Genomic DNA, 24,699 nt, shown 5'->3' on the forward strand with positions numbered 1-24,699 from the left:
CTCCCGCAACACCAGCTGCACGGCGGCCGCGGGCTCGGGTGGCAGCCGCTCGGCCTCCTCGGAGAGCATGTCGGTGACCGCGGTCATCGCGGTCATGGTCGCGGACCGCGGGGATGTCGGAGGCGTAGGCCACGGGCACGTCGACGGTGGCGCGAGACCAACCCTGGGACTCGTTGCCGACGCGGGTGATGGTGCCGTTACGGATGTACCAGACCCGGCCGTCGCTGTCGCGCAGGCGGGTGATGCGCAGGGTGACGGCCTCCACGGTGCCGACCGCGGTGCCCGTGTCGATCACGTCGCCCACGCCGTACTGGTCCTCCAAAAGCATGAACATGCCCGCGATGAAGTCCTTGACGAGTTCCTGGGCGCCGAAGCCGACCGCCACGCCCAGAATGCCCACGCTGGTTAGCAGGGGGGCGATGGGGACGCCGATCCGCTCCAGGACGGTCAGTGCGGCGGTGCCCAGGATGATGATCGAGGCGACCGGCTTGAGCACGGAACCGATGGTCTCGGCCCGCTGTCTGCGTCGCTCGGCCACGATCGCGTCGAGGCCCTCCAGGGTCACCGCCTCCCTGCCGCGCAGTCGCCCCGCCAGGGACGCGCGCTCGGAGGAGGCCTTCCGCACCACCCGGCTGATCAGCCGGTGCGCCACGTTGCGCAGAAGCAGCGCGATGACCACGACCAGCGCGAGGGCGATCATGCCTGCGATCGCGGGAGCCGCCCAGCTCACGGGGATGACCATCTGCACGAAGTCGCAGATCACCCCTCCGCCGTTCCCGCATCCCTTTGTCAGACCCGCGCTCATGTCGAGAAGCTCCTCAACCACGATTCCAGGGTCGGGGGTCGAGGTGACGCTGGGGGTCACGCTGGGAGTCAAGCTGGGGGTGGGGCTGGGGACGGGCGTGGGGGAAAGCAGGAACGTGGGGGAAAGCAGGAACACGGAGTGGATCCCTCTCGGATCGGATCGACGAGTCAGACGGGCGAGTCATGCGACCTACCCATATTGCCGATCGAACCGGCCTCCGTCACATCACGCCGGGGAAGACGGGGACATCCGGATCTGGGGCCGCGGAGGCGGACCCGGATGCCCCGGTGACGGGCGGCCCGGACGGGACACGCACCCGGAAGCGTGTCCCGTGCCGTTCCCGAGGGGGATCCCTCCGGTCACCGCCCGGACGAGAGACCAGGCGGCAGCCTTTGCCTTACGGCAGTTCGTGGGCTTCGGCTCGCGAGAGCCTCTGCGGTTTCACCGTTGGGAGTCCGCGCCTGCCCGGCCGGCGGTCCCTCATGGAACGCGGCACGGCCGGGCGGCCCGCTGATCCGGTTCGTGCGGACCGGTCCGGCCGGTGCGACGATTCGGAGCCGACGGGGTGACCAGCGTCCGAGGACGCTCCGCACCGGTCATCCCGTCGGCTCCGCCGGGCCGTGGTAGGTACGGCGCATCGGGCGGGTGAGGCCCTCCGCACCGCTCACCTCATTCCCCTACCGCGGCGAGTACGCGTGCGACCTTGGTCGCGGCACCGGCTGGGTCTTCCACCGTGTGCATCCGTTCACCCCAGGACCACCAGTAGTACCAATCCCGGTGGCTGGGGGTGGCGTGTGCTCGGCAGGTGACGTTCTCCGCGAGGCTGGTCGCCTTCGGGTTGATCACACGCACGAACGCACGACCGGAGTGGGTCCGCACCACACGGGCGTGCAGCCCGCGGCAGTCAAGCTCCGTCACCAGTCGTTCCAGGTGCCGGAAATCGTCTTCACCCACCTCACCCCTCCTCGTGGTTTCGGTTTGCCGGCACCGAATCGTGTTCGCTCGATCACGCCTTCGGTGCTGCCCGCCAAAGATGACTCACGGCGGCCCTGTGGGTCAATTCAGGGAAAACCCAGTTCAGGGTGGGCGTTGTGCCAAGTAGGTTGAAAGAAACAGTCCGCCGGAGGACGATTCTTAGCCGATGGCTTTATTAGCGCGTTCCGGATGAGTCAAACGTGGTCCATCATTCTCGGTAGGCACAGTGCGACGAAGAGATCACAGTGTGTCAAGGGAGAGAGGACCGGTCGGGACTAAGTGTGCCAGCCAGCCCAGCTGGCCACGAGAGAGGGGCCGGTATGTCCGGCAGGCAGCACAGGGAGACAGAACTAGCACGGCAGGTCCGGGCCCGTGGCCTGGCCGCCGGGAAGTCCTCGGCGCAGATAGCCGAGGAAATCTACGAGAAATGCAATTCGCAATTCGGGACTACACGGGTTAAAGGTCACCGCCTGGCACATGGTGTCGCCCTCGCGGACGTCATCGAACAGATACGGGCGCTGTTCGAACGCGACGGCAAGTCGGCCCCCGGCATCGGTGAGACGCTCCTGTCCGCGTACGAGAGCGGGCTGAAGCGGCCCGGTCCCGAGTATCTGCACTACCTGTGCTCCGCCTACCGAGTCGAGCCGGCCTCCCTCGGGTACGACGGCCCGTGCATCTGCGGCCACGGCCACAGGATGCCCGGTGTCGTCCGAGGCGATCTCCAGGACGGAAGACCCGACACATCCCCTGATCCGCGCGAGCTGCTGATCCAGCCGATCGGTTTGGACCTTTCCGCGGATGGGGGCGAGGAGGACGAGAACGTGCTACGGAGGACACTCTTACAACTGCTGGCCGGCAGTGGCATCGTGCTGGACGGACAGGTGCTTGGATCGGTGGAGAGCATCCGCAGAAGGATGGACGACACGCTGGTTTCGGCCACCGTCTCGCCCGCGATGCTCGACCAGTGGGAGGAAGCCACCATCGGCTTCGGCCGCCAGTACATGAACACCCCCCCGCTCAGGCTGCTGTGCGACGTGATGCTGGAGTTCAGCGCGGTGCGCAAGGCCATGGAACGGCGCCAGCCGGTCGACCTGCAGGAACGGTTGTGCCGCATGGCGGCCCAGCTGGCCGGTCTGAGCGGCATGATCATGGTCAATCTCGGCGACCACAGGCTCGCCCGATCCTTCTTCAGGACCGGCAGGACCGCCGCGGACGAGACCGGCGACCGCGCGCTGCGGGCGTGGGTCACGGCCAGGGAGGCTCTGGTCCCGCTCTACTACGGTGACCCGCGTGAGGCGCTCAACCTCGCGAAGAAGAGCCGGGACCTGGCAGGGCAGACGCCCTGCGCGGCCCAGGCCATGGCCCCGGTGGTCGAGGCCCGCGCACTGGCGATGATGTCGGGTGCGGGCAAGAAGGACGTGGTCGACCAGGCGAAGCGGGCGCTGTCCCGGGCCAGGGCGGCCTTCTCCCAGATGACCGCCGCGGACCAGGACGACGCGACCTTCGGTTACACCGAGCGCCAGCTCTACTTTCACCAGGGAGACGCGCTGGTCAAGCTCGGGCAGGCGATGGAGGCCGACCTCATCCTGGAACAGGCGCTCACCAAGTACGGCCCGGCCGACTGGCTCGACCCGACCTTCATCAAGTTCGACCGTGCCCAGTGCAAGATCCTTGAGGGCGATGTGGACGAGGCGCTGGAGATCGCCCAGAGTACGATCTCGGGTCTCGACGAGGCGTGCAGGCCCGACATTCTCATGCAGCGCGCCCACGAGGTGGGCAGGCAGGCCGAGGTGAAGGCTCCCGGGCATCCCAAGCTCAAGGTCTACCTGGAATCGCTGCGCGGTCGCAGCGCGTGGACGGACGACGCGGTGGCCGACGGGGGTGGCAGTTGAGGCCGAGGCTTCGGCGTTATCGCTGGTCCGACATCGAATCCGTCTGGGCGCTCCACCAGATATGCCTCGCCCAGGTCGGTCTCGCGCCAGGAGACGGCGTCTACTACGAGGACGACTTCCCCAGGATCCACGAGATCTACCTCGCCGATCGGGGAGAGTTCCTCGTGGGTGAGACGCCTGACGGGCGTATCGTCACGATGGGCGGGCTCCGTCGTGTTGACGATCAGACCGCCGAGATGTGCCGCATGCGAGTTCATCCGGAGTTCCAGCGTCGCGGGTTCGGTGCCCAGATGGTCGTCGCGCTGGAGACGCGGGCGATTGAACTCGGCTACGTAAGGCTCCGTGGGGATACCACCCTGAGCCAGCCCGCGGCGATGGAGCTCTATCGCAAGTTCGGGTGGCGTGAGATCCGCAGGGAAGAACGAGGGGGGTCTGTGGTGGTTTATGGAGAAAAAGAGCTAATAGTCGCTATGTCCACACTAATGCAGTGACTCGAATTTAGACCACTTTGCTATTTGACATTGCCAATTTCGGAAATAGCCGAATACTTGTTCTTTGTGGCTATCGCCGTCCTCGGGTGAGTGCGATGAAAAAGATCATTGTTCACAAATTTGGCGTGTCCAGGCTCGGTGGCACCGCCGGCGCCATCCACAAGGGGTGAGATTCTCCCCGCTCGGAAGAATCGTTCCCTGACGACCGTGGCCCTCGATCTTCGAGATCGAGGGCCGTGCCGCACGGGATTCCCGGGCGTGCTCGATGGCCGGCTCACCCCAGCCGGGTGACGCGGGAGACGACCTCCGGCAGGTCCGGGGGCTCCAGGTGGTCGGGCAGGTCGGTCATCTCCTCCGTTGAGAACCAGCCGGAGCCCAGGTAGGTGGTGTTCTCTTCGGCGCTGAACGACCCCGGGCCCACCTCGGGAGTGCTCTCGAACCTGGCCAGGTAGAACCGTTCGGTCTTGGCGTAGTGGACGCCGAGCCAGCGGAAATCGCGACGTACCGGCACCCAATGGTCCATGACCGCCTCGCCGGGCAGGCCCGTCTCCTCCGTCAGCTCCCGCCGTGCCGCGTCAAGGGGGGTCTCGCCCGGGTCAATGCCGCCGCCCGGCGGCTCCCACAGGCTCTGGCCGCTGACGGTGTCACGCCAGTGCATGAGAAGCACCCGGCCCAAGGAGTCCACACAGATCACCCGGGCGGCGGGCCGGTCGTTCGGCTGAGGGGCGTTCATAGATCAGGGACGCTATCACCGGCGGATCCGGGGCCGGGCGGCTCTCCGTACCTCCTGGTTCGCCGCGTGCCGAGCGACTGGGTATGGCGCCGGGATTCGCTGTACTCTGCCCAGGTCAGGTGGAATTACCTTACGATCCGACCTCTCCAGCTCAAGGGTGAAGGCATGAGTTCCAGGGCCGAGTTTGTGTTGACGCTGTCCTGCCCGGACCGTCCTGGCGTGGTGGCGGCGGTCTCCGGTCTCCTGGCCGGACGGGGCTGCAACATCATCGAGAGCCAGCAGTTCGGTGATGCCGTGACCGAGCGGTTCTTCATGCGGGTGCAGTTCGCCTCTCCGCTGCCCGACGGGGAACTGCGCGAGGCCTTCGCGGCGCTCGCCCCCGAGTTCGGCATGGATTTCAAGCTGCGGGAGGCGTCCGTCAAGCCGCGCGTGCTGGTGATGGTCAGCAAGTTCGGCCACTGCCTGAACGACCTGCTCTACCGGACGCGTTCGGGCCTGCTCGACATCGAGATCGTCGCGGTCGTCTCCAACCATCCGGATCTGCGGCCGCTGACCCAGTCGTACGGCATCGACTACCACCACCTGCCGGTCACTCCCGAGACCAAGGCCAGGCAGGAGGCGGAGGTGCTGACCCTCGTCGATCACTACCGGGCCGACCTGGTGGTGCTCGCCCGCTACATGCAGGTGCTCTCCGAGGACCTCTGCGTCAAGCTCGCGGGCAACGTGATCAATATCCACCACTCGTTCCTGCCGTCGTTCAAGGGCGCCAAGCCCTACCATCAGGCGCACTCCCGCGGCGTGAAGCTGATCGGCGCGACCGCGCACTACGTGACCGCCGACCTCGACGAAGGGCCGATCATCGAGCAGGAGGTCGCCCGGGTCAACCACACCCACTCCGCGGACGACCTCGCCGCCATCGGCCGTGACGTCGAGTGCCAGGCCCTGGCCCGCGCCGTCCGCTGGCACACCGAGCAGCGCGTCCTGCTCGACGGCCACAAGACGATCGTCTTCCCCCGCTAGCGCGGTGACCGCGAGCCCTCGCCGGGTCGACGGCCGGCCCGGCCAGAGCACGCGCGAGCGAGGGGATCGCCGGGTTTACCCGGCAGGCGAATCGCCTCCTGCCGTGGTTTCCGGGTTCGAAACGGCCAGGGCTCGGCCGTCGCCCCCTCGGCCGGGGAGCGGAGGAGTCACTGCTTGGGTTTCCGGGGGTTGACCCCGGTGGCGTCCTCGGGATGGGAGACACCGTAGGGGCGTCCCTTCTCGTCGGTGCCGACCTTCTCGCGGCCCTTCTCGCCTTTGCGGGCGGCGATCTCCTCGGCGCCGCGCTGCTCGCCGGCGCCGACACCGCGGGCGGACCGGGCCTCGGTGTCGGTGGCGGGGACGCCCTCGCGTTCCTCGTCGGAGACCACGCGCCCGGGTCCCCTGTCGTCCGGCGGGTGTCCGAAGGCCAGGTTGCCGGATCGCACCACCTCCTCGCTCGCGTGGCTCACGCCGGGGGAGCGGCCGCGCTCCCTCGACGTGTCCTTGTCCTGCCCACTCGGGTGTTCGGGTTTGTTTTTCTTGCTCATGTCGTGAAACCTCATGGATTCGCTGGTGCTCAGCAGATTCTCGGTAGCGGGTCGCCGACCAGCAGGTCGACGATCCGGGTGCCCCCGAAGGAGGTCCTCAGCAGGACCAGCCCCGGCGGGTCGTCGTTGATCCGTCCGATGATCGCCGCCTCGGAGCCGAGCGGGTGGGAGCGGAGGGCGGCCAGTGCCGCGTCGGCGAACTCCCCGGCCACCACCGTGACCATCCGGCCCTCGCAGGCGACGTAGAGCGGGTCGATCCCCAGCAACTCGCACGCCCCTCGCACCGCCGGGCGGACCGGTACGGCCTCCTCGTCGAGCACGACGGCGACCTGCGAGGCACCGGCTATCTCGTTGACGATCGTCGCCACCCCGCCGCGGGTCGCGTCGCGCAGGCACCGCACCGCGCCGTCCTCGCAGGCGTCCAGCAGCAGGCCGGTGAGGGCGTTGAGCGGTGCGGTGTCGGAGCGCAGGTCGGCTTCGATGTCGAGCTCTCCCCGGGCCAGCATGACGGTGATCCCGTGCTCGCCGATCGGCCCGGACACGATGACCGCGTCACCCGGCCGCGCGGCGGCGGCGCTCAGCCGGATGGGCCGCTCCAGCGTCCCGATGCCGGAGGTGGTCACGTAGCAGCCGTCGGCCTTGCCCCGCTGCACGACCTTGGTGTCGCCGGTGACGATCCACACACCCGCCGCCCGCGCCGCCTGGGCCATCGAGGCGGTGATGCGCCGCAGGTCGGCGACGGGGAAGCCCTCTTCCAGGATGAATCCGGCCGACAGGTAGCGGGGGCGGGCCCCGCACATGGCCAGGTCGTTGACCGTGCCGTTCACCGCGAGGTCGCCGATGTCGCCCCCGGGGAAGAACAGCGGCGTCACCACGAACGAGTCGGTGGTGAAGGCGAGCCCGTCGGCGACCGCGCCGTCCTCCAGGGGCTCCAGCATCGGGTTGCGGAACGATTCCAGGAACACCGCCTCGATCAGGGTGTGTGTGGCCTTGCCGCCCGCGCCGTGCGCCAGGGTGATGCGGTCCTCCCGGACGCGCGCCTTGCGGCGCCGCACCCGCTCGATCCGGTCCAGGACCTGCCGCTCCCGGTCGGATGTGTCCGGGCCGCCCGCCTCTCTCGTCCGGTCCAGGACCCGCTGTTCCCCGGTGTAACCCTCCCCGTCGTTCACCTCCGGGTCGCCTCCCTGACGCGCTCGCGCGAGAACCGGCCGAAGTTGTAGTACGCCGCGCAGGCGCCCTCGGACGAGACCATGCACGTGCCGATCGGTGTCTCCGGGGTGCACGCGGTGCCGAACACCTTGCACTCCCAGGGCTTGAGCACTCCCTTGAGCACCTCGCCGCACTGGCACGCCTTCGGGTCGGCCACCCGCCCGCCGGGGATCTGGAAGATCCGCTCGGCGTCGAAGGCGGCGTACCGTTCGGTGACCCTGAGGGCCGACTGGGAGATGAACCCCAGCCCGCGCCACTCAAAGTACGGTCGCAGCTCCATCACCTGGTTGATGACGTGCAGAGCCTTGGGGTTACCGTCCCACGGGACCACCCGGGAGTACTGGTTCTCCACCTCGGAGCGTCCTTCGGCCAGTTGCGCGAGGAGGCGGTAGACCGTGTGCAACAGGTCCAGCGGCTCGAAACCGGCCACCACCAAGGGCTTGCCGTAGCCACGCGAGATGAACCCGTACGGCCGGCAGCCGATCACGGTGGAGACGTGGCCGGGGCCGATGAACCCGTCCAGACGAAGGTCGGGGGAGTCCAGGATCGCCTTGATCGCGGGGATGATCGTCACGTGGTTGCAGAAGATCGAGAAGTTCTCGATCCCCTCGGCCTCGGCGCGCAGGACGGTCATCGCCGTCGAGGGCGCCGTGGTCTCGAACCCGATGGCCATGAAGACCACGCGCCTGCCGGGGTTCTGCCGGGCGATCTTCAGCGCGTCCAGCGGGGAGTAGACCAGCCGGATGTCGGCGCCCCGCGCCTTGGCGTCGAGGAAGGAGCCGTTCCCGCCGGGTACCCGCATCATGTCGCCGAACGACGTCATGATCACATCTGGCTGCTCGGCGATGTGGATGGCGTCGTCCATCCGTCCCATGGGGATGACGCAGACCGGGCAGCCGGGGCCGTGCACCAGCGTGACGGCCTCGGGCAGGTAGTCCTCCAGGCCGTGCTTGTAGATCGTGTGGGTGTGCCCGCCGCACACCTCCATGAACTTGTAGTCGCGGCCCGGCTCGCAGAGTGCGGCGATCCGCGCGGCGAGCATCCGGGCCTTCTCCGCGTCACGGTACTCGTCGACGAAACGCATCAACCCTCACCCCTCTTCGATCATGGATTCTCGGAGGGCCGCGATCTCGTCCTCGTACGCCTGGCCGATGCTCTCCAGGAAGTCGAGCGCGGCCCTGGCCTCCACCTCGTCGATCTTCGACAGCGCGAACCCGACGTGGATGAGGATCCAGTCGCCGGGTGCCACGAACTCGCCCTCCAGCAGGCCGATGTTGATGGCGCGCTTGACGCCGCTGACGTCGACCATGGCCAGATCAGGACGGTCGGACAGGATCTCCACGATCTCCCCGGGAATTCCCAGGCACATGAGCGGCCTCCGCCAGCTGGATGGATTCGAGGACGAGGTCGTCGCCGCCCTCGGTGTCGATATCGGTGCCGCCGCACCCCGCGCAGACGGCGAAGGGGTCGACGGAGGTGGACGTGCTCCCGCAGGAGCGGCAGGTCATCCGCACCGGGACGATGACCAGGTCCACCTGGGCGCCCTCGGCCACGGACCCGTCGGCGATCGCGGAGAACGCCTGGTTGATCACCGGTTCGGTGACGCGGAGCAGGGCACCCGCGTGCACTCGCGCCCGCCGCACCCTCCTGCCGTCCGCCCGTTTCTCCACAGCGGTGAGGATCGCCTCGGCGATCCCGAATTCGTGCACGGCTGTTCCCTCTCGTTCGAGCTCGATGTCCCAGTGGCTGGATGTGTCACATGCTGCGCATCCTCAGATAGCGCTTGATATCGGGAAGTGTCAGGTAGAGCAGTACGGCCGCTCCCGCCAGCACCGACCCGGCCAGAAGGCGTTTCAGCATGTTCGTTCCTCCTCGTGACCCGCGGTGGCGAGTGCCATCGCGATCTGTTGCCCGGCCAGCTCGACGACCAGGTCCGCCGCCCTGCCGACGGCGTCCGCGACCGGCGCGCTGAGCTCCATGCCCGGCGAGGTGTCGGCGGGCTGGCAGCCGACGAGCAGGACTCGGCCTGCTCCGCCACCGAGCGTGTTCACCAGCGACAGCACGGTCTCGGGTGTCATCGAGTGCGCGTCGGCGAAGGAACCCGGCATCTCGCCCGCCGTCGGTTCGAGGACGTACAGGGTGCCGGGCGGGCCGTCGCGGGATACCGCATCGATGAGGATCGTGCTGTCGTACCCGCCGCCGGTCAGCTCGTAGGCCAGGTGGATTCCCCGGATGCCGAAATCCCGCAGCTCGATCTCGTCGGGCAGGTCGATGTCCGCCAGGTGCCTGGCCACCGCGACCCCGAAGCCGTCGTCGCCGAGGAAGACGTTCCCCACACCGGCCACCAGGATTCTCATGCGCCGGCCTCCCCGTCGAACGATCCCTCCGAGGCCGGCCCGCCCGAGGCCGGCCCGCCCGAGGCCGGCCCGCCCGAGGCCGGCCCGCCCGGGGCCGAGCCGCCGGTGAGCGAGTCGTCCGGGAGTGGCTCGACCTCGTCGGGGGCGAAGTAGAGGAAGCGGCCGTGCGATCGGTGCAGGTCGGCGCCCGGGTCCTCGTCGAGGGTGACGGCCAGGTGGTGGGCGCCGTCGAGATCGAGGAGCACCGCCTCGACGCGTGCGGTCCTGCCGGCCAGGAACATGTCGTGGGCGTCGGCGCGCCGCCTGCCGGGAACCAGCCGGACCCTGCTGCCCCTGGAGACGGCCACCCCGCAGACCGTCACGCTGTCGGTCTCCGGCGAGACCGTGGCATCGCCCGCGGGGTCCCACCAGGGCGTGGGAACCTCCGGCCGGTTCTGGAGGTCCCCCTCCTGCCACGGAGGCTCACCGGGCCGCGGGTCCGTGGTCGCGTCCACCGAGCGGATCGCGCCGTGCAGCCGCTCCACCAGCTCGGGCGGCATGCCGCTGACCATGTCGATGAGCTCGGCCACCCGGGGGTCGGTCGCCCGAGCCTCCCGCGTCTCCTCGTCGGTGAGGGTGAGCGTGCGGAGGTGGAGCATCTCGTCGATCTCCGTGGAGTCGAACAGGGTGCCGGGGCTCTCCGGAGCGATGTCCGGGTGGTCGTAGAGGATGATCGGCGAGGAGAGCATCACGTCCCGGTGACCGGGCTCGCCCACGAGTACGGGCCAGGTGTGCTCGTTGCGGCAGGTCTCCACGGCCGGCCGTGCCCATTCCGGCGGGTCGAGCAGGGAGACGAAGGCCCCGGCGGTCACCGCGATGAGCAGGTGCGCCGAGATCAGCGAGTGCCGCAGCGCCTGCTCGCGCGGCGCGCCCAGCGGTTTCCAGTCGTCGGTGTTCGCCACCCGGGCGCGCAGCTTGACCAGGTCGTAGGGGCCGGGCACCAGTTCGGCGGAGACCCTGAGCTCGGCGTGGAGCGGCAGGTGTTCGGAGACGACGCGCCCCACGACCTCTCCGGACGATGCCACGATCGGCTCGATCACGCGGTCCCCGGGAATCCGTACCTCGATCACCCGCTCGGGGGCGTCGAGCAGGCCGGCGATGGGGAGCACCGTCTCCACCTCCCGCTCGGTCGCCTCGTCGAAGCTGAGGTAGGTCCGCTGGCCGTTCCGCAGCTGCTGGACCGGCCAGTAGCCGTCGTCCTCGGCGCGCTCGACGCTGCGCGTTCTGAGGTGGAGGAAGCGCAGGCTCAGGTGCGCCACGGCGTATGTGGCCCCCTCCAGGAGGCATTCGGTCACGCTGGCCGGGTGCTCGGCGGTCGCGGTGAACCCCGGCGGGACGAGCACCCCGAACTGCCAGCGCACCTGGTTCTTGGCCGCCGAGGCGCGGTAGGGATAGAGCAGGTAACCCTCGTACAGCACCGCGTCCGCCACCCGCCGGGCGATGTCCATCGGCACGCTCATCGCCGCGCCTCCTTGAGCAGTAGTTCCAGGGTCTCGTCCCAGGTGGCCAGGGCGCGGGTGGACTTGAAGCGGCTGAGTTCCCGAAGCGTGTCGCGCCGCAGCCGCAGCCACCCGGAATCCGGGAAGTAGCGGTCCATGAGCTCCCGCCACACCGTCACCGGCAGCCGGCAGCGGGCCTCGTGGTGCCAGGGCACCTGGCTCACCGAGAAGCCGCCCGGCGTCCTGGCGAACACGGTCCCGCTGAAGAGCATGAGCATCGGGATCTCGCCCTCGTCCAGCGCGGCGAAGTACCTGCCCGCGGCCACCTCCAGGTCGTAGCCGCAGGGCACCGGCAGGTCGACCTCGGTACTTCCGGTGAACGCCGGGACCATGACCGAGACGTTGGCGAACTGCAGGGGCTTCAGCGTGTCGCCCCACCGGGCCGGGTCACCGAACAGGTCGCCGAGCAGCTCCGCCTCGGCATCGCCGTAGCGCCTCAGCTGCGGCTCCACCCGGATCTGGCAGCGGAGCGCGATGGTGTGCACCCCGTCGGGGGAGGGGTCGGTGACGCGCAGCCGGAAGACGAGCGTCGGGAAGGCGGCGTACGCCTCCGCCCGGACGCCCACGCAGTCGAACGCGAGCTCAGCCACGGCCGTCACAGCCGCTTGGCCGAGAGGTGCCGGACGCCTCGGGCGTGGGCGGTACGGTGCGACTGCGGCCGCGCAGGTCGGCGAAGAAGCCCTCCATGGCCTGCCGCGCCTCCTGGCCGCCGTCGAAGCCCTTCCAGTGCAACCGCACCAGGCCGACCAGCTCGTAGCAGGTGTCGATCGGCACCAGGTGGCAGGCGAAGCCGCCGTCGGGGCGGCGGTCCACCAGGAGCGCCTCCACATCGGGCTGGACGTCGGCCATCGCCGGGTTGGCCGTCAGGACGCGCTCCCACGTCTCCAGCGGCAGTAGCGACTCGGTGGCGCCCGCCGGGCTCGGGTAGAACGCGACCGTCCTGCCCAGTACGGAGTTGTGGAAGAAGAACGCCGTGCGGACCGGGATCTGCATCTCGTCCCAGTCGGCTGAGCTCAGCGGGAACCGCGGGTCGTGAAGGTAGCGTCGAGGGATGGCCCGGTAGCGTGCCCGGCCCCCCGTGCCGTGGCCGAACAGCAGGTGGCAGGCCCGGCAGGCGCACAGCAGTCCCCGGGTCTCGACGTTCACGACGTGGCCGTGGTCCTCGCCGGCAGGCTCCGCGCACAGCTCGCAGAGCGGCACCGGCGGACCGCCCCTGCTGGGCGGCTCGCGGAACCTGCGCAGCCCGGTGGCCGTCACGACACCGGCCCCGAGACCGGTTCCGGCGCAGGCGTCCGCTCCAGCACCGGGCACGGGCCGGGCGCGCGGCGCTGGATCTGCAACAGTTCCGAGCGGTCGTCGGTCACCCCCTCGACCTCCACCCCGGACACCTCGGGAGCGGCCTGGCCGATGGCCCGCTCGATGGCGTCGGTCACGGTGAGCCGCGAGGACGGGCAGCCGTGGCAGGTGCCCTCCAGGCGGAGCCGCACGATCCCGTCCTCGCCCACGCCGAGCAGTTCCACGCCGCCCTCGTGCGACCCCAGATAGGGCCGTACGCCGTCCAGCGCCTCGCGAACGCGCTCGGCCGTGCTCAGCGGGTGCAGGTCGTGCAGCACCAGCAGGCCGGACACGAGCGGGTCGCCGACCAGGCGGCGCAGCACCTCGGCCGCCTCGGTCTCGGTGACGATCTCGACGACGCGCTCCAGACCGGCGCCGTACAGCTCGACGAGGGCCCGTACCAGGTCCTCGGCCTTGGCGCGGGTCACGGCGTCGCTCAGCGTGCCGAGGTCGGCGATCAGCGCCTCGACGCGATCACCGGTCACCCGGATGTCATGGGCTTGCGGCATCTGCCCAGGCCCCCTTCCCGGTGCCGGGGAGCGGTCGGCCCCCCGGCGGCCGCTGGATCAGGTGGTGTCGAAGGCGTGCGGGGTGTGCAGCCTGCGGAGCTCCTCGCCGCCGCCGAGGTACATGTGCACCCCGCACGGCAGGCACGGATCGAAGCTCCGCACGGTGCGCATGATGTCGATGCCCTTGAAGTCCGCGGGCGGGTTCTCCTCGAAGATCGGTGTGTTCTGCACCGCGTCCTCGTAGGGTCCCGGCGTGCCGTGTACGTCGCGGACGCTGGCGTTCCAGGGTGTCGGTGGATACGGGTGGTAGTTGGCGATCTTCCCGTCCCTGATCACCATGTGGTGGGACAGCACGCCCCGCACGGCCTCGGTGAAGCCGCAGCTGATCGTCTCGTCGGGAACCGTGAACGGCGCCCAGGTCTGGGTGCGGCCCGCGCGCACCTCGGCCAGGCCCTGCTCGACGAAGTACAGCGCGCACGCCGCCGCGTAGGCCTGGAAGTAGGTGCGGGCCCGGTTGCGCTCCAGGGCGTTGGACAGCGGCTGGCCTTTGTACTCGGGGATCTTCCACTCGAACGTCTTCTCCGGCTTCAGCGCCGTCCGCGGCAGGTTGATCTCCACGCTGTGACCGGTGGACCTGACATAGCCGATGTCGACCTTGCCGGACAGCGCCGTCGACCAGAGCCTGGCGATGGGCCCGCCACCGGTGTCGAGCGCGAGCGTGTTCTCCCCGTCGAACCAGCGGGGCGACATGACCCAGCTGTACTTGTCGCTGAAGTCGCGTTTCTGCGGGTGCGGAATGGTGTGCTGGTTCCACGGGTGCCGGATGTCGACCGGGTTGCCCAGCGGGTCGTGGGTGACGAACGGCTCCTGCCCCTGCCAGTCGTCGTAGTAGGAGCTGCCCAGCAGGATCCGGATGCCGAGGTTGATGTCGACCAGGTCGTTGGTGACGAGCCTGCCGTCGACGATCACCCCCGGCGTGACGAACATCTCGCGACCCCAGTCGCTCATGTTGAGGTAGCTGTAGTCGCAGTGCGCGGGGTCCTGGAAGGTTCCCCAGCACCCCAGCATCACGCGCCTGCGGCCGACCTCCTCGTAGCCGGGCAGCGCCTGGTAGAAGAAGTCGAACAGGTCGTCGTGCATGGGCACGACCCGCTTCATGAACTCCACGTAGCGCATCAGCCGGGTCAGGTAGTCGGTGAACAACTGCACCGTCGCGACCGTGCCGACCCCGCCGGGGTAGAGCGTGGAGGGGTGCACGTGCCTGCCCTCCATGAGGCAGAACATCTCCCGGGTGGTGCGGCTCACCGCCAGCGCCTCGCGGTAGAACTCGCCCTCCAGCGGGTTCAGCGAGCGCATGATGTCGGCGATGGTCCGGTAGCCGTGATCGCCCGCATGCGGCGCCTCGGTGCGCTCGGCCATCGCCAGCACGCCGGGGTTGGTCTCGCGGACCATCTTCTCGCAGTAGTCGACCCCCACCAGGTTCTCCTGGTAGATGTTGTGGTCGAACATGTACTCGGCGGCCTCGCCGAGGTTGACGATCCACTCGCCCAGGGCCGGAGGCCGTACCCCGTAGGCCATGTTCTGCGCGTAGACCGAGCAGGTCGCGTGGTTGTCGCCGCAGATCCCGCAGATGCGGCTGGTGATGAAGTGGGCGTCGCGCGGGTCCTTGCCCTTCATGAAGATGCTGTAGCCGCGGAAGATCGACGAGGTGCTGTAGCACTCGGCGACCTGCCGGTTCTTGAAATCGATCTTGCAGTAGATGCCGAGGCTCCCGACGATCCTGGTGATGGGGTCCCAGGCCATCTCCACGAGTTCCGGGTTCTGCTCCGATGTCGTCATGTCAGCTCCAGGGCGCCTTGTAGCCGGTCAGCAGCTCGCGCCCCTTGTGGCGCCATTTCGGTTCCTTGTCGACGGTCTTGGAGGTGATGCCGCGCAGGGTCCGGATGACCGTCCCGTACGCGCCGCTCACCGTCGAGGAGATGAGGGCGCCGGGAGGCTCGTCCATGAACGGCATGAACTTGTCGGGGAAGCCCGGCATCGTGCAGGCGATGCAGATGCCTCCCACGTTCGGGCAGCCGCCGATCCCGTTCATCCAGCCGCGCTTGGGGACGTTGCACCGGACGACCGGCCCCCAGCAGCCGATCTTCACCAGGCACTTCGGCGAGCCGTACTCGGTGGCGAACTGGCCCTGCTCGTAGTAGCCGCCGCGGTCGCAGCCCTCGTGGACGGTCTGGCCGAACAGCCACGTCGGCCGCAGCGCCTCGTCCAGCGGGATCATCGGTGCCTGCCCGGCGACCTGGTAGAGCAGGTAGAGGAGCGTCTCGGAGAGGTTGTCCGGCTGGATCGGGCAGCCGGGCACGTTGACGATCGGCAGGCCCGCCTTGGATCTCCAGTCCCAGCCCAGGTAGTCGGCGACGCCCATCGCCCCCGTCGGGTTCCCGGCCATCGCGTGGATGCCGCCGTACGCCGAGCAGGTGCCCGCGCACACGATCGCGGTCGCCTTGGGGGCGAGCCGGTCCAGCCACTCGCTGGTCGTCATGGGCTGGCCGGTGTCGGGGTTGTTGCCGAAACCGCACCAGTAACCCTCCTGCTTGATCGCCTCGTTCGGGATCGAGCCCTCGACGACCAGCACGAACGGATCCAGCTCGCCGCGGTAGGCCTTGAAGAACCACTCGATGAAGACGTCCGCGCCCTGCATCGGCCCGGATTCGAAGTCGATCAGAGGCCAGTGCACGGACACCTTGGGAAGCCCGGGAAGCGCGCCGAGCACGATCTCCTCGATGCTCGGCTGCGTCGCCGCGGTGAGCGCGACGGAGTCACCGTCGCAACTCATCCCGGCGTTGATCCACAGTATGTGGACGGTCGGTTCCTGCTGCTCCGGAGAGCTGCTACTTGCCGCGTCTGTCGGCGCTGCCATGACGTCTCCCCACTCCTGGTGGATGTCTTCTGCGGAACGTGAAGGGGGAGAGGGAACGCCGGCTCTCAGCCGGGGTCGTGCGCCCGCGGGATCGGTGCCGGTCCGAGCGCGTGCTGGGTGAGCTCCCACAGGACGTGGTAGAGGGTGGTCTGTGCCTCCTGGATCCGGTGCACCGAGGAGGAGGGGACGACGAACAGGTGGGCCAGAACGCCCAGCTCGGACAGTTCGGTCAGCCTGCCGCCCCCTCCACCGGCCAGCCCGACGGTGAGCATGTCCCGGCGGGCCGCCTCCTCGAACGCCCGGACGACGTTGGCGGAGCCGCCACTCGTGGACAGGCCGACGGCGATGTCCCCAGGCCGGCCAAGCGCCGCGAGCTGCCTGGAGAAGACCACCTCGAACCCGACGTCGTTGGAGAGCGCGGTGACCACGGCGACGTCACCGGTCAGGGAGAGCGCGGGCAGGGCCGGGCCGCGGTGGGGGTGCAGGAAGGCGGTGGCGACCTCCTGGGCGTCGGTGCTGCTCCCGCCGTTGCCGAAGCTGAACAGCCGGCCGCCGGAGGCGAACCTCGCCGCCATCTCCCCGGCGCACGCCGCCAGCTCCGCCGCCGACTCCGCACCCACCCACCGGCGCAGCCGCACGATCTCGCCGGTCTTCTCCACCGCCGACCGCCTGGCCTCGGTCTCCGCCTCCGCCGTGTCCGGAATCTGGTCCGCGTGCTCGTGCTCGTACTCGTCGAGGAAGGGGTACAGCCCTCGGGTGCCCTCCGCGGGCGTTCCGTCAAGCGTGCTCATCGTCGTCCCCCCGCCCTGCGTTCCCGTGCGCGATCACGGCGATGGCCTCCCTGGCGTGTACGAGGACGGTGTCGCCCACCGCCGGGTCGATCAGTGCCACGCTCACCTCTTCGAGGACCCCGCCGGCGTCGACGATCGCCAGCTCCCCCTCCAGCAGCCTGACCACCCGCACCGGCAGTGCCTGGTCGGAGCAGGTGATGCAGACACCGGCGGTACAGTCCTCGGGCCCGTTCACCTGGACGCCCCTTGCGCGGGTGGGCCGAGCCGGTCGAAGAACACATGGACCAGCTCCCACAGCAGGTGGTAGGCGGTGACGTGGACCTCCTTGACCACGGCAGGGTCGTCGGAAGCGGCGACCAGGACGTGGTCGGCCACCTCGCCTCCGCGCCCGTCCCCACGGCCTGCGCCGCCGGTCAGGGCGATGGTCAGCAGGCCCAGTTCCCCAGCGGTCCGCAAGCCTCGCGGGACGCTCACGCACCGGTCGTCACGGGAGATTCCCAGGGCCATGTCGGAGGCGTCCGCCCAGTGGCGCACCTGGTGGGCGAAGACCTCGGAGGCGTCCCCGCCGTCCCCGCCGACCTCGCCGTCCCGGCCGGCCGTCGTCGCGTCGTTGCTCAGTGCCACCGCCGCGAGCGCCCTCTTGCCCACGATGACCGGGTGCATGAACTCGACCGCGACGTGTGCCGCGTCCGAGCCCGCGCCGCCGTCGCCGAAAACGATCAGCTTGCCGCCGAGGTGGAACCTGGCGGCCATGGCCCGGGCGGCACGCGCGATGCGCTCCACGTCTCCCGCCAGGGCGCGCCCGGCGTGCTCCCGCCGCGCGAAGGCCGCGATGACCTCCGCCTCCGTGACCGGGGTGACGGCGGACGGTGCTTGGGTACTCGGTGTGACAGGCATGTCAACGCTCCGTATTTTTCACGGTAGTCGCTACGTTACGGTTGGCCGTTTCAGGGCCGACACCCTTGGCTCGACAACCAACGGCAAAGCTCTGATCATCGACGTAACCTTCCCGTCCAGATCATGCGAGCCCTGAGGCGTTCCCGCCGGGCGCGGGAAGGATGGCGGGATGGGCACGGGGCGGGCGCGGGTCCGCGTCAGGATCAGGGTCGAGGGGATCGTGCAGGGGGTGGGCTTCCGCCCCCATGTCCACTCCCTGGCCCGGCGGCTGGAGCTGTCGGGATGGGTGGGCAACGACGGCCACGGCGTTTTCATCGAGGCCGAGGGGGTGCCCGGCGACGTCGCGCGGTTCCAGCAGGACCTGCGAGGTCAGGCCCCGCCGCTGGCGGTGATCCACCGCATGACGGCCACCGCGATACCGGCGCGCGGAGAGCGCGGATTCCGCATCGCGGCCAGCCGGGACGGGGACCAGCGGGTCACTCTTATCTCACCTGATGTCGCGACATGTGATGACTGTCTGGGCGAGCTGTTCGACCCCGCCGACCGGCGATACCGCCACCCTTTCGTCAACTGCACCAACTGCGGGCCGAGGTTCACCATCATCCGGGACCTCCCCTACGACCGGCCCGCCACCACGATGGCCGGATTCGCCATGTGCGGGGAGTGCGAGAGGGAGTACCTCGACCCGTCGGACCGCAGGTTCCACGCCCAGCCGATCTGCTGCCCGGCCTGCGGCCCGGTCCTGCGCCTGCTGGACGGCGGCGCTCCCCACGGCGGCGGTGACGATCCGATCGTGGCGGCGGCGGAGGTGCTGCGGGCGGGCGGCGTCCTGGCGGTCAAGGGGCTCGGCGGGTACCACCTGGCGGTCGACGCGGCGGACGAGGAGGCCGCCAGGACCCTCCGCGCTCGCAAGCGCCGCGAGGACAGACCGTTCGCGATCATGGTTCCCGACCTGCGCGCCGCCCACGCGCTCTGCGAACTGGACGACGAGAGCGAGCGGCTGCTCACCGGCCCGCGGCGCCCGATCGTGCTGCTGCCCCGCCGCTCCGGCGCCGCACCGGCCGGAGCCGTGGCGCCGGGCGACCGTACCCTCGGCCTCATGCTGCCGTACACGCCGGTGCACCATCTGCTCGCCGCCGAATTCACCCGGCCGTACGTGCTCACCAGCGGGAACCTCTCCGATGAGCCCATCGCCCATCGCGACGGCGACGCGCTCGTCAGGCTCGCCGGGATCGCGGACGCCTTCCTGACCCACGACCGGCCGATCCACATCCGTGCCGACGACTCCGTGGTCCTCGTCGCGCGAGGGCGGGCGCTACCGCTGCGCAGGTCCCGGGGATACGCCCCGGAGCCACTGCGGCTCTCACCGCCCGCCCGGCGGCCCGTGCTCGCCTGCGGTGCCGAGCTGAAGAGCACGTTCTGCCTCGCGAGGCGGGGGTACGCCTTCGTCTCCCAGCACATGGGCGACCTGGAGAACTACGAGACGCTGCGCTCCTTCACCGAGGGGATCGAACACCTCGGGCGCCTGCTCGGCATCACTCCCGGCCTCGTCGCGCACGACCTCCACCCCGAGTACCTGTCCACCAAGTACGCCCTCGATCTGGAGTCGGTGGACCTGACCGGGGTGCAGCACCACCACGCGCACATCGCCTCCTGCCTGGCCGACAACGCCGAGAGCGGCCCGGTCATCGGGGTGGCCTTCGACGGTCTCGGTTACGGCACCGACGGCACGATCTGGGGTGGCGAGCTCCTGGTGGCCGACCTCGTCGGCTTCACCCGTGCCGGCCGCCTGGCGCCGGTGCCGATGCCCGGCGGTACCGCGGCCATCAGGCAGCCCTGGCGGATGGCGGCCGCCCACCTGGACGCGGTGTACGGTGCCGCGCTCCCCGAGGACCTGCCGGTCAGGACACGCCACGGCACACGCTGGGACGAGGTGCTCGCCGTGGCCAGAGCGGGGACGAACTCCCCGCTCACCTCCAGCGCAGGCCGCCTGTTCGACGCGGTGGCGGCGATCCTCGGGCTCCGTGACACCGCCGGATACGAGGGACAGGCCGCGATCGCCCTGGAACAGCGGGCCGACCCCGCCGAGGGCGGCGCCTACCCGGCGCGGATCCTCGACGAGGGGTCGCTCGTGACGATCCAGGTCGCGGATCTCGTCCGTGCGGTCGTCGAGGAGACCCGCGCCGGGGTCCTCCCGGAGCTCGTCTCCGCCCGCTTCCACAACGGGCTCGCCGCCGTCACCGCCGCGGCGTGCGCCAGGATCCGCGAGGGCACCGGGATCGGCACGGTCGCACTGTCCGGCGGGGTCTTCCAGAACCGCCTGTTGCTTGACCGCCTCGCCGGCGCCCTCGGGCTCGGAGGCTTCCGGGTCCTGACCCACCGCGCCGTACCCCCCAACGACGGCGGCATCAGCTTCGGCCAGGCCGCCGTGGCGGCGGCGCGTGACGTCCTGGGCCATCCCCGCCCCGGGTCCTGACCAGGGACGCCGCGGAGTCAGGGCCGGTACGTCCCGAAGTACCAGAGGTTGCCCTCCGGGTCCTTGCAGGCGTAATCGCGCGAGCCGTAGTCCTTGTCGGCCAGCCCGCTGGTGACCTCGGCTCCGGCCGCGACGGCCCTGTCGTGGTGGGCGTCGGGGTCGTCCACGGCGATGTAGATCCCCGGGCCGCCGGGCTCGCCCCTACCAGTCATGATCATTCCGGTGCCGACGATCAGCTCACCATGGCCGACGCCCCCGTCGTCGGACGTGACGAGCTCGTGGACCTCGAATCCGAATGCCTGGACCAGCCAGTCGACGGCCTTGGCGGGGTCGTGGTAGCGGACCAGCGGATACACGGTTCGCATGTTTCCTCCTCCTGTTCGGTGACCACCACGATGTCACCGGCAGGAGGGGCCGGGCTTGGAAAAATCTGACCTGATCATCCGGGGACGCGCGGCGGCGCGGCCAGCTCGCGGGGGGTGACCCCGGCCATGGCCCTGAAGTCGCGGTTCATGTGGGCCTGGTCGTAGTAGCCGCAGACGGCCGCGGTGTCGGCCAGGGACATGCCGGACCTCAGCCGGCCGGTGGCGTGCTCGAAGCGCAGCACCCTGGCCGCGGCCTTCGGCGCCAGCCCGACCTGGTCGTGGAAGCGGGAGACCAGATGCCGGTGGCTCCACCCCAGCTCGGCGGCCATCGAGGCCACGGACACCGCGCCACGGGTGGCGACCAGGCGGCTCCACGCCCAGCCGACGCGGCGGTCGGGGACCGGCGCGGAGTCGATCCGCTCGCTGAGCGCCTCGTCCAGCAGCGCGAGCCGGGCGGCTCGGCCGGAAGCCTGTGCCAACCGCTCGACCGTGGTCGTGGCCCACGGCCCGAGCACCTCCTCCAGCGACACCACCCGGTTGGTCAGCTCCCGCATGGGCACCCCGAGCAGCCGTCTGGCCCCGAGCGGTGTGAGGTTGACCTGCACCCCCTCGGCGGTTCCGGCCGTGGTGGTGTCGACGTAGGTGTCGTGCAGGCCGCCCGCGAACGACGCCAGCCGCCGGCCCCCCCGCGGCCCGCTCAGCGCGAGCGGCGCGCCGAAACCGAAGATCATCACGACGCCGGCGAACGGCGGTTGCCGCCGGGGCACGGGCTCGGCGTAACGCTCGGTGTAGGCCGACAGGTGCGTGACGTACGACCGAAGGAAGGCGCCGGGCTCGCCCTCGACGAAGGTCAGGCCCTCGGCCACCGCTGCGTCGTCCACCCCCCGACCATAACCGCCGCCCACGACAATCCGGCGTCGCGGCCGTGCTGGGAGAGGACTCCCCAGGAGGTGCCCTCTCCGCTTTTCAGGAGGTCAGCCCGGTGTGGTAGGCGAGGAAGGTCAGCTGGTCGGCGGCGAGCTCGATGGTCTTGCTCACCGAACGGGCCCCGTGGCCGGCCTCGATCTCGTTGCGGAGCAGGATCGGCCGGTCACCGGACTGGGCGTGCTGCAGGGCCGCGCACATCTTCCAGGCGTGCAGCGGATGGACCCGGGTGTCGGACTGGAAGACCGTGAACAACGTCGCCGGGTAGCTCTCCCCCTCGCGCACATGGTGGTAGGGGGAGTAGGAGTGCAGCCAGGCGAACTCGTCGGGCTTCTCGGCGGAGCCGTACTCGACGTTCCACGTCGCGCCCAGGCCGAACAGCTCGTAGCGGATCATGTCGAGCAGCGGCGCCGAGCAGACCACCGCGGCGTACAGCTCCGGGCGCTGGGTCAGGGCCGCGCCGACCAGGAGGCCGCCGTTCGAGCCGCCGGAGATGGCCAGTTGCGAGGACGTGGTCACGCCGGTGGCGATCAGGTACTCGGCCGCCGCGTGCAGGTCGTCGAAGACGTTCTGCTTGTGGGAGAGCATCCCGGCCCGGTGCCACTCCTCACCCTGCTCGCCGCCGCCGCGCAGCTGGGCGATGGCGTATGTGCCGCCCGCCTCGACCCAGCTCAGGATGGACGCCGAGTAGCCGGGGGTCATCGAGAGCCCGAAACCGCCGTAGCCGTACAGGACCGTGGGGCGCGGGCCCTCGGTGCCGGGGCGGGAGATCACCAGCATGTGGACCTCGCTGCCGTCGGCGGAGCGGTAGGTCACCTGCTCGGTGTTGACGGTGGGCACCTCGACGGCACCGGGGGAGGCCGCCCAGAGCGTCGTCTCGCCGGTGCGGGCGTCGTAGCGCTGGATGCTCGGCGGCGTGGTGTTGTCGGTGTAGCCGAACCACGCCTCGTGACCGCCCTCGGGGCGCTCGCTGATGCCGCCGATGGTGCCCAGGCCGGGCGTCGGCACATCTCCGACGCGCTCACCGGTGGCCAGGTCGTGTACCGAGATCTCGCTGATCGCGTGGCGGGTCCAGCCGACGAGCATGACCGGCCGGTCGAGCTCGTCGAGGATCGCGAAGTCCGTCAGCACGGCCTCGGGGTCCTGCGGGATGAGGTCACGCCAGTTCTCGAACCGAGGGTCGGAAGGGTCGGTCACGCAGACACGGGCGCGTGGGGCGTCGCGGTCCGTGAAGACGTACAGGCGGCCGTCGCGGCCGAAGTGCAGGGCCGTCTGGGCGTCGACGTCCTGCTGGACGACGACCAGGTCGGGGGAGGAGGGGGAGGAGGCCTCCAGGTCGGCCACCCACAGGTCGTTGCGCGGCGCCGTGCCGCGGGAGGCGGAGATCTGCAGCCAGCGGCCGTCGCGGGAGACCGCCACGCCGTAGTAGTTGGTCTTCTCCAGGCCCTCACCGAAGATCAGGACATCCTCCTCGGTGGAGGTGCCGACCCTGTGCAGGTAGACCCGGCGGTGGAACTGCTCCTCCCCCTCGGGCACCTCGGTGGCGGGCAGTCTGCGCACGTAGTAGAAGGCCTCGCCGCCGGGCAGCCACGCCACGGGGGAGTAGCGGCACCGGTCGATCGGTCCCTCGATGCGGTCGCCGAACGCGACGTCCATCAGGTAGAGGCTCGACTCCTCGTCGCCGCCCACCGAGACCTGGTAGGCGAGCAGGCGGCCCTCCTTGTCGGGCTGCCAGGAGTCGAGGGTGGTCAGTCCGGTCGAGTCGAGCGCCATCGGGTCGAGCAGCGCCCGCTCGGTGCCGCCGGGATCGACGGTGTAGAGCACGGCGTGCTCCTGATCCGGGGTGCGCCTCATGAAGAACCGCCGCTCCCCGCGCCACGTCGGCGCGCCGACCGAACCGGACCTGAGCAGCTCCGTGATCCGCGCCTTGAAACTCTCGCGCCCGGGGAGGATGTCCAGCTCGGTCTCCAGCAGCCTCTCCTGCCCCACCAGCCAGTCCTTCGTCGCCGGATCATCCGAATCCTCCAGCCAGCGGTAGGGGTCGGAAACAGGCACTCCGTGGAGCTCCTCGACGAGCTCAACACGGCTGGCTGGAGGATATGGCTGTCGCGTCATGGCAGGAACCCTACGACCTCGGCAGGGCAGAACGCGGGCATTGCGCGACGGGCGTATCTGATCTGCGGCAGGAGGAGTTAAGAACTAGTAATGCGGGCATAAAACGTATCAGGTTTCTCTCCAGTCATTTATGGGTGGCGGGAACCGCGACGCAGAAGCCAAACTTGGTGAAGGACGGTGCCGTGGTGAGCATCCGCTGGGCCGTCCGGCGGAGGTCCTCGTGACGGAAGCGCCCGGGCCCCAGGAGGGGCCGCCAGCCGGGGCACGCGGTGGCGTGCCCCCTCAACTGACACGTCCTGCGGCGGGAGAGGCCCGCTGATGCGCCAGGTCCTGCTCTTGAACGCCACCTACGAACCCCTGACCACCCTGTCCCTGCACCGGGCCGTCGTGCTCGTGCTCAGGGAGAAGGCGGACGTCGTGCACCGTGACGGGCGGGGCGCCGTGTTCCGCTCGGCGAGCCGCACGCTCGACGTTCCTTCGGTGATCAGGCTTCGAAGATATGTCCGGATTCCCTACCGGTCGCGGATTCCGCTGACCCGAACCGCGTTGATGCGTCGGGACGACTACCGATGCGCCTACTGCGGCCAGCGGGCCGAGACCATCGACCATGTCATCCCGCGCTCGCGAGGTGGCCCCCACACCTGGGAGAACTGCGTCGCGTCGTGCACGACGTGCAACCACCGCAAGGCCGATCGCATGCTGGAGGATGCCGCCACGCCCAGCATCGTCTTCTACGACGATGACCAGGTCTTCATGTTGGAGAGCGCAGGCGAGACCGACTACGTGGTCAGCTTGGCCATCG

Annotated in this window: 26 protein-coding genes; 5 read left to right on the forward strand and 21 right to left on the reverse strand. The window is 69.8% G+C overall.

The window, feature by feature from the left end; translation table 11 throughout:
- Positions 1 to 940 (reverse strand): mechanosensitive ion channel domain-containing protein (locus ABZ260_RS18945; protein WP_355618995.1); only part of this gene is annotated, 940 nt, incomplete at its 3' end.
- A gap of 534 nt (positions 941 to 1,474) precedes the next feature.
- A complete protein-coding gene (locus ABZ260_RS18950) occupies positions 1,475 to 1,759 on the reverse strand; it encodes a hypothetical protein (RefSeq protein ID WP_350921562.1) in 285 nt (94 codons plus the stop codon).
- Positions 1,760 to 2,100: 341 nt separating this feature from the next.
- Here ABZ260_RS18950 and ABZ260_RS18955 point away from each other — a divergent pair, with 341 nt between their 5' ends.
- Both ABZ260_RS18955 and ABZ260_RS18960 read left to right on the forward strand, forming a co-directional pair.
- On the forward strand, positions 2,101 to 3,672 hold the full coding sequence (locus ABZ260_RS18955; RefSeq protein ID WP_355618999.1) for an XRE family transcriptional regulator: 1,572 nt from the start codon (positions 2,101 to 2,103) through the stop codon (positions 3,670 to 3,672).
- The gene (locus ABZ260_RS18960) at positions 3,669 to 4,163 is read left to right on the forward strand and encodes a GNAT family N-acetyltransferase (protein WP_350921566.1); all 495 of its coding nucleotides are present in this window, start codon (positions 3,669 to 3,671) and stop codon (positions 4,161 to 4,163) included. Before ABZ260_RS18955 ends, ABZ260_RS18960 begins: the two co-directional genes overlap by 4 nt.
- Positions 4,164 to 4,437: 274 nt before the next feature.
- Here ABZ260_RS18960 and ABZ260_RS18965 read toward each other — a convergent pair whose 3' ends face one another.
- The gene (locus ABZ260_RS18965; RefSeq protein WP_355619002.1) at positions 4,438 to 4,896 is read right to left on the reverse strand and encodes an NUDIX domain-containing protein; all 459 of its coding nucleotides are present in this window, start codon (positions 4,894 to 4,896) and stop codon (positions 4,438 to 4,440) included.
- Between the two features lie 165 nt (positions 4,897 to 5,061).
- Here ABZ260_RS18965 and purU point away from each other — a divergent pair, with 165 nt between their 5' ends.
- Positions 5,062 to 5,916, forward strand: coding sequence for a formyltetrahydrofolate deformylase (gene purU / locus ABZ260_RS18970; RefSeq protein ID WP_343983517.1), 855 nt, complete (start codon positions 5,062 to 5,064; stop codon positions 5,914 to 5,916).
- Positions 5,917 to 6,083: 167 nt separating this feature from the next.
- Here the strand turns inward: purU and ABZ260_RS18975 are convergent, their stop codons facing one another.
- From ABZ260_RS18975 to ABZ260_RS19045, 15 genes are all read right to left on the reverse strand, one after another.
- A complete protein-coding gene (locus ABZ260_RS18975) occupies positions 6,084 to 6,464 on the reverse strand; it encodes a hypothetical protein (protein ID WP_355619005.1) in 381 nt (126 codons plus the stop codon).
- A 29-nt stretch (positions 6,465 to 6,493) separates the two neighbouring features.
- Entirely contained in the window at positions 6,494 to 7,633 is a 1,140-nt protein-coding gene (gene hypE / locus ABZ260_RS18980) for a hydrogenase expression/formation protein HypE (protein WP_355619008.1), read from the reverse strand.
- On the reverse strand, positions 7,630 to 8,757 hold the full coding sequence (gene hypD / locus ABZ260_RS18985; RefSeq protein WP_350921578.1) for a hydrogenase formation protein HypD: 1,128 nt from the start codon (positions 8,755 to 8,757) through the stop codon (positions 7,630 to 7,632). The genes hypE and hypD overlap by 4 nt, the downstream gene beginning before the upstream one ends.
- Before the next feature lie 6 nt (positions 8,758 to 8,763).
- Positions 8,764 to 9,015, reverse strand: coding sequence for a HypC/HybG/HupF family hydrogenase formation chaperone (locus tag ABZ260_RS18990; protein ID WP_350957139.1), 252 nt, complete (start codon positions 9,013 to 9,015; stop codon positions 8,764 to 8,766).
- Positions 8,990 to 9,382 (reverse strand): hydrogenase maturation nickel metallochaperone HypA, encoded by a 393-nt coding sequence (locus tag ABZ260_RS18995; protein ID WP_355619012.1) that lies wholly within the window; start codon positions 9,380 to 9,382, stop codon positions 8,990 to 8,992. The genes ABZ260_RS18990 and ABZ260_RS18995 overlap by 26 nt, the downstream gene beginning before the upstream one ends.
- Positions 9,383 to 9,526: 144 nt before the next feature.
- Complete coding sequence (locus tag ABZ260_RS19000; RefSeq protein WP_355619015.1) at positions 9,527 to 10,030, reverse strand: hydrogenase maturation protease; 504 nt, start codon at positions 10,028 to 10,030, stop codon at positions 9,527 to 9,529.
- Positions 10,027 to 11,529, reverse strand: coding sequence for a hypothetical protein (locus ABZ260_RS19005; RefSeq protein ID WP_355619018.1), 1,503 nt, complete (start codon positions 11,527 to 11,529; stop codon positions 10,027 to 10,029). The genes ABZ260_RS19000 and ABZ260_RS19005 overlap by 4 nt, the downstream gene beginning before the upstream one ends.
- Complete coding sequence (locus ABZ260_RS19010; protein ID WP_355619021.1) at positions 11,526 to 12,158, reverse strand: DUF6084 family protein; 633 nt, start codon at positions 12,156 to 12,158, stop codon at positions 11,526 to 11,528. Before ABZ260_RS19010 ends, ABZ260_RS19005 begins: the two co-directional genes overlap by 4 nt.
- Positions 12,151 to 12,825 (reverse strand): DUF5947 family protein, encoded by a 675-nt coding sequence (locus ABZ260_RS19015; protein ID WP_355619024.1) that lies wholly within the window; start codon positions 12,823 to 12,825, stop codon positions 12,151 to 12,153. Before ABZ260_RS19015 ends, ABZ260_RS19010 begins: the two co-directional genes overlap by 8 nt.
- Complete coding sequence (locus ABZ260_RS19020; protein WP_355619027.1) at positions 12,822 to 13,412, reverse strand: NifU family protein; 591 nt, start codon at positions 13,410 to 13,412, stop codon at positions 12,822 to 12,824. The genes ABZ260_RS19015 and ABZ260_RS19020 overlap by 4 nt, the downstream gene beginning before the upstream one ends.
- Before the next feature lie 57 nt (positions 13,413 to 13,469).
- Positions 13,470 to 15,251, reverse strand: coding sequence for a nickel-dependent hydrogenase large subunit (locus ABZ260_RS19025; protein WP_355619030.1), 1,782 nt, complete (start codon positions 15,249 to 15,251; stop codon positions 13,470 to 13,472).
- A gap of 1 nt (position 15,252) precedes the next feature.
- Entirely contained in the window at positions 15,253 to 16,329 is a 1,077-nt protein-coding gene (locus ABZ260_RS19030) for a hydrogenase expression protein HypE (RefSeq protein WP_355619033.1), read from the reverse strand.
- A gap of 65 nt (positions 16,330 to 16,394) precedes the next feature.
- On the reverse strand, positions 16,395 to 17,120 hold the full coding sequence (locus ABZ260_RS19035) for an SIS domain-containing protein (protein ID WP_355619036.1): 726 nt from the start codon (positions 17,118 to 17,120) through the stop codon (positions 16,395 to 16,397).
- On the reverse strand, positions 17,107 to 17,355 hold the full coding sequence (locus ABZ260_RS19040) for a HypC/HybG/HupF family hydrogenase formation chaperone (protein WP_355619039.1): 249 nt from the start codon (positions 17,353 to 17,355) through the stop codon (positions 17,107 to 17,109). Before ABZ260_RS19040 ends, ABZ260_RS19035 begins: the two co-directional genes overlap by 14 nt.
- Complete coding sequence (locus tag ABZ260_RS19045; protein ID WP_355619042.1) at positions 17,352 to 18,017, reverse strand: SIS domain-containing protein; 666 nt, start codon at positions 18,015 to 18,017, stop codon at positions 17,352 to 17,354. The genes ABZ260_RS19040 and ABZ260_RS19045 overlap by 4 nt, the downstream gene beginning before the upstream one ends.
- A gap of 169 nt (positions 18,018 to 18,186) precedes the next feature.
- Between ABZ260_RS19045 and hypF the strand changes: the two genes are divergently transcribed.
- Positions 18,187 to 20,493 (forward strand): carbamoyltransferase HypF, encoded by a 2,307-nt coding sequence (hypF, locus tag ABZ260_RS19050; protein WP_355619045.1) that lies wholly within the window; start codon positions 18,187 to 18,189, stop codon positions 20,491 to 20,493.
- Positions 20,494 to 20,510: 17 nt separating this feature from the next.
- Here hypF and ABZ260_RS19055 read toward each other — a convergent pair whose 3' ends face one another.
- The 3 genes from ABZ260_RS19055 to ABZ260_RS19065 all read right to left on the reverse strand — a co-directional run bounded on the left by ABZ260_RS19055 (position 20,511) and on the right by ABZ260_RS19065 (position 23,897).
- Entirely contained in the window at positions 20,511 to 20,858 is a 348-nt protein-coding gene (locus ABZ260_RS19055) for a VOC family protein (RefSeq protein ID WP_355619047.1), read from the reverse strand.
- Between the two features lie 74 nt (positions 20,859 to 20,932).
- Positions 20,933 to 21,739 (reverse strand): helix-turn-helix domain-containing protein, encoded by an 807-nt coding sequence (locus tag ABZ260_RS19060; protein WP_355619050.1) that lies wholly within the window; start codon positions 21,737 to 21,739, stop codon positions 20,933 to 20,935.
- Between the two features lie 85 nt (positions 21,740 to 21,824).
- Complete coding sequence (locus tag ABZ260_RS19065) at positions 21,825 to 23,897, reverse strand: prolyl oligopeptidase family serine peptidase (RefSeq protein ID WP_355619053.1); 2,073 nt, start codon at positions 23,895 to 23,897, stop codon at positions 21,825 to 21,827.
- 318 nt (positions 23,898 to 24,215) lie between these two features.
- Between ABZ260_RS19065 and ABZ260_RS19070 the strand changes: the two genes are divergently transcribed.
- Positions 24,216 to 24,699: HNH endonuclease (locus ABZ260_RS19070; RefSeq protein WP_355619056.1), on the forward strand; the 484-nt coding region annotated here is incomplete at its 3' end.

Source organism: Streptosporangium sp. NPDC006013 (genome assembly GCF_040614275.1).
Taxonomy (GTDB): domain Bacteria; phylum Actinomycetota; class Actinomycetes; order Streptosporangiales; family Streptosporangiaceae; genus Streptosporangium.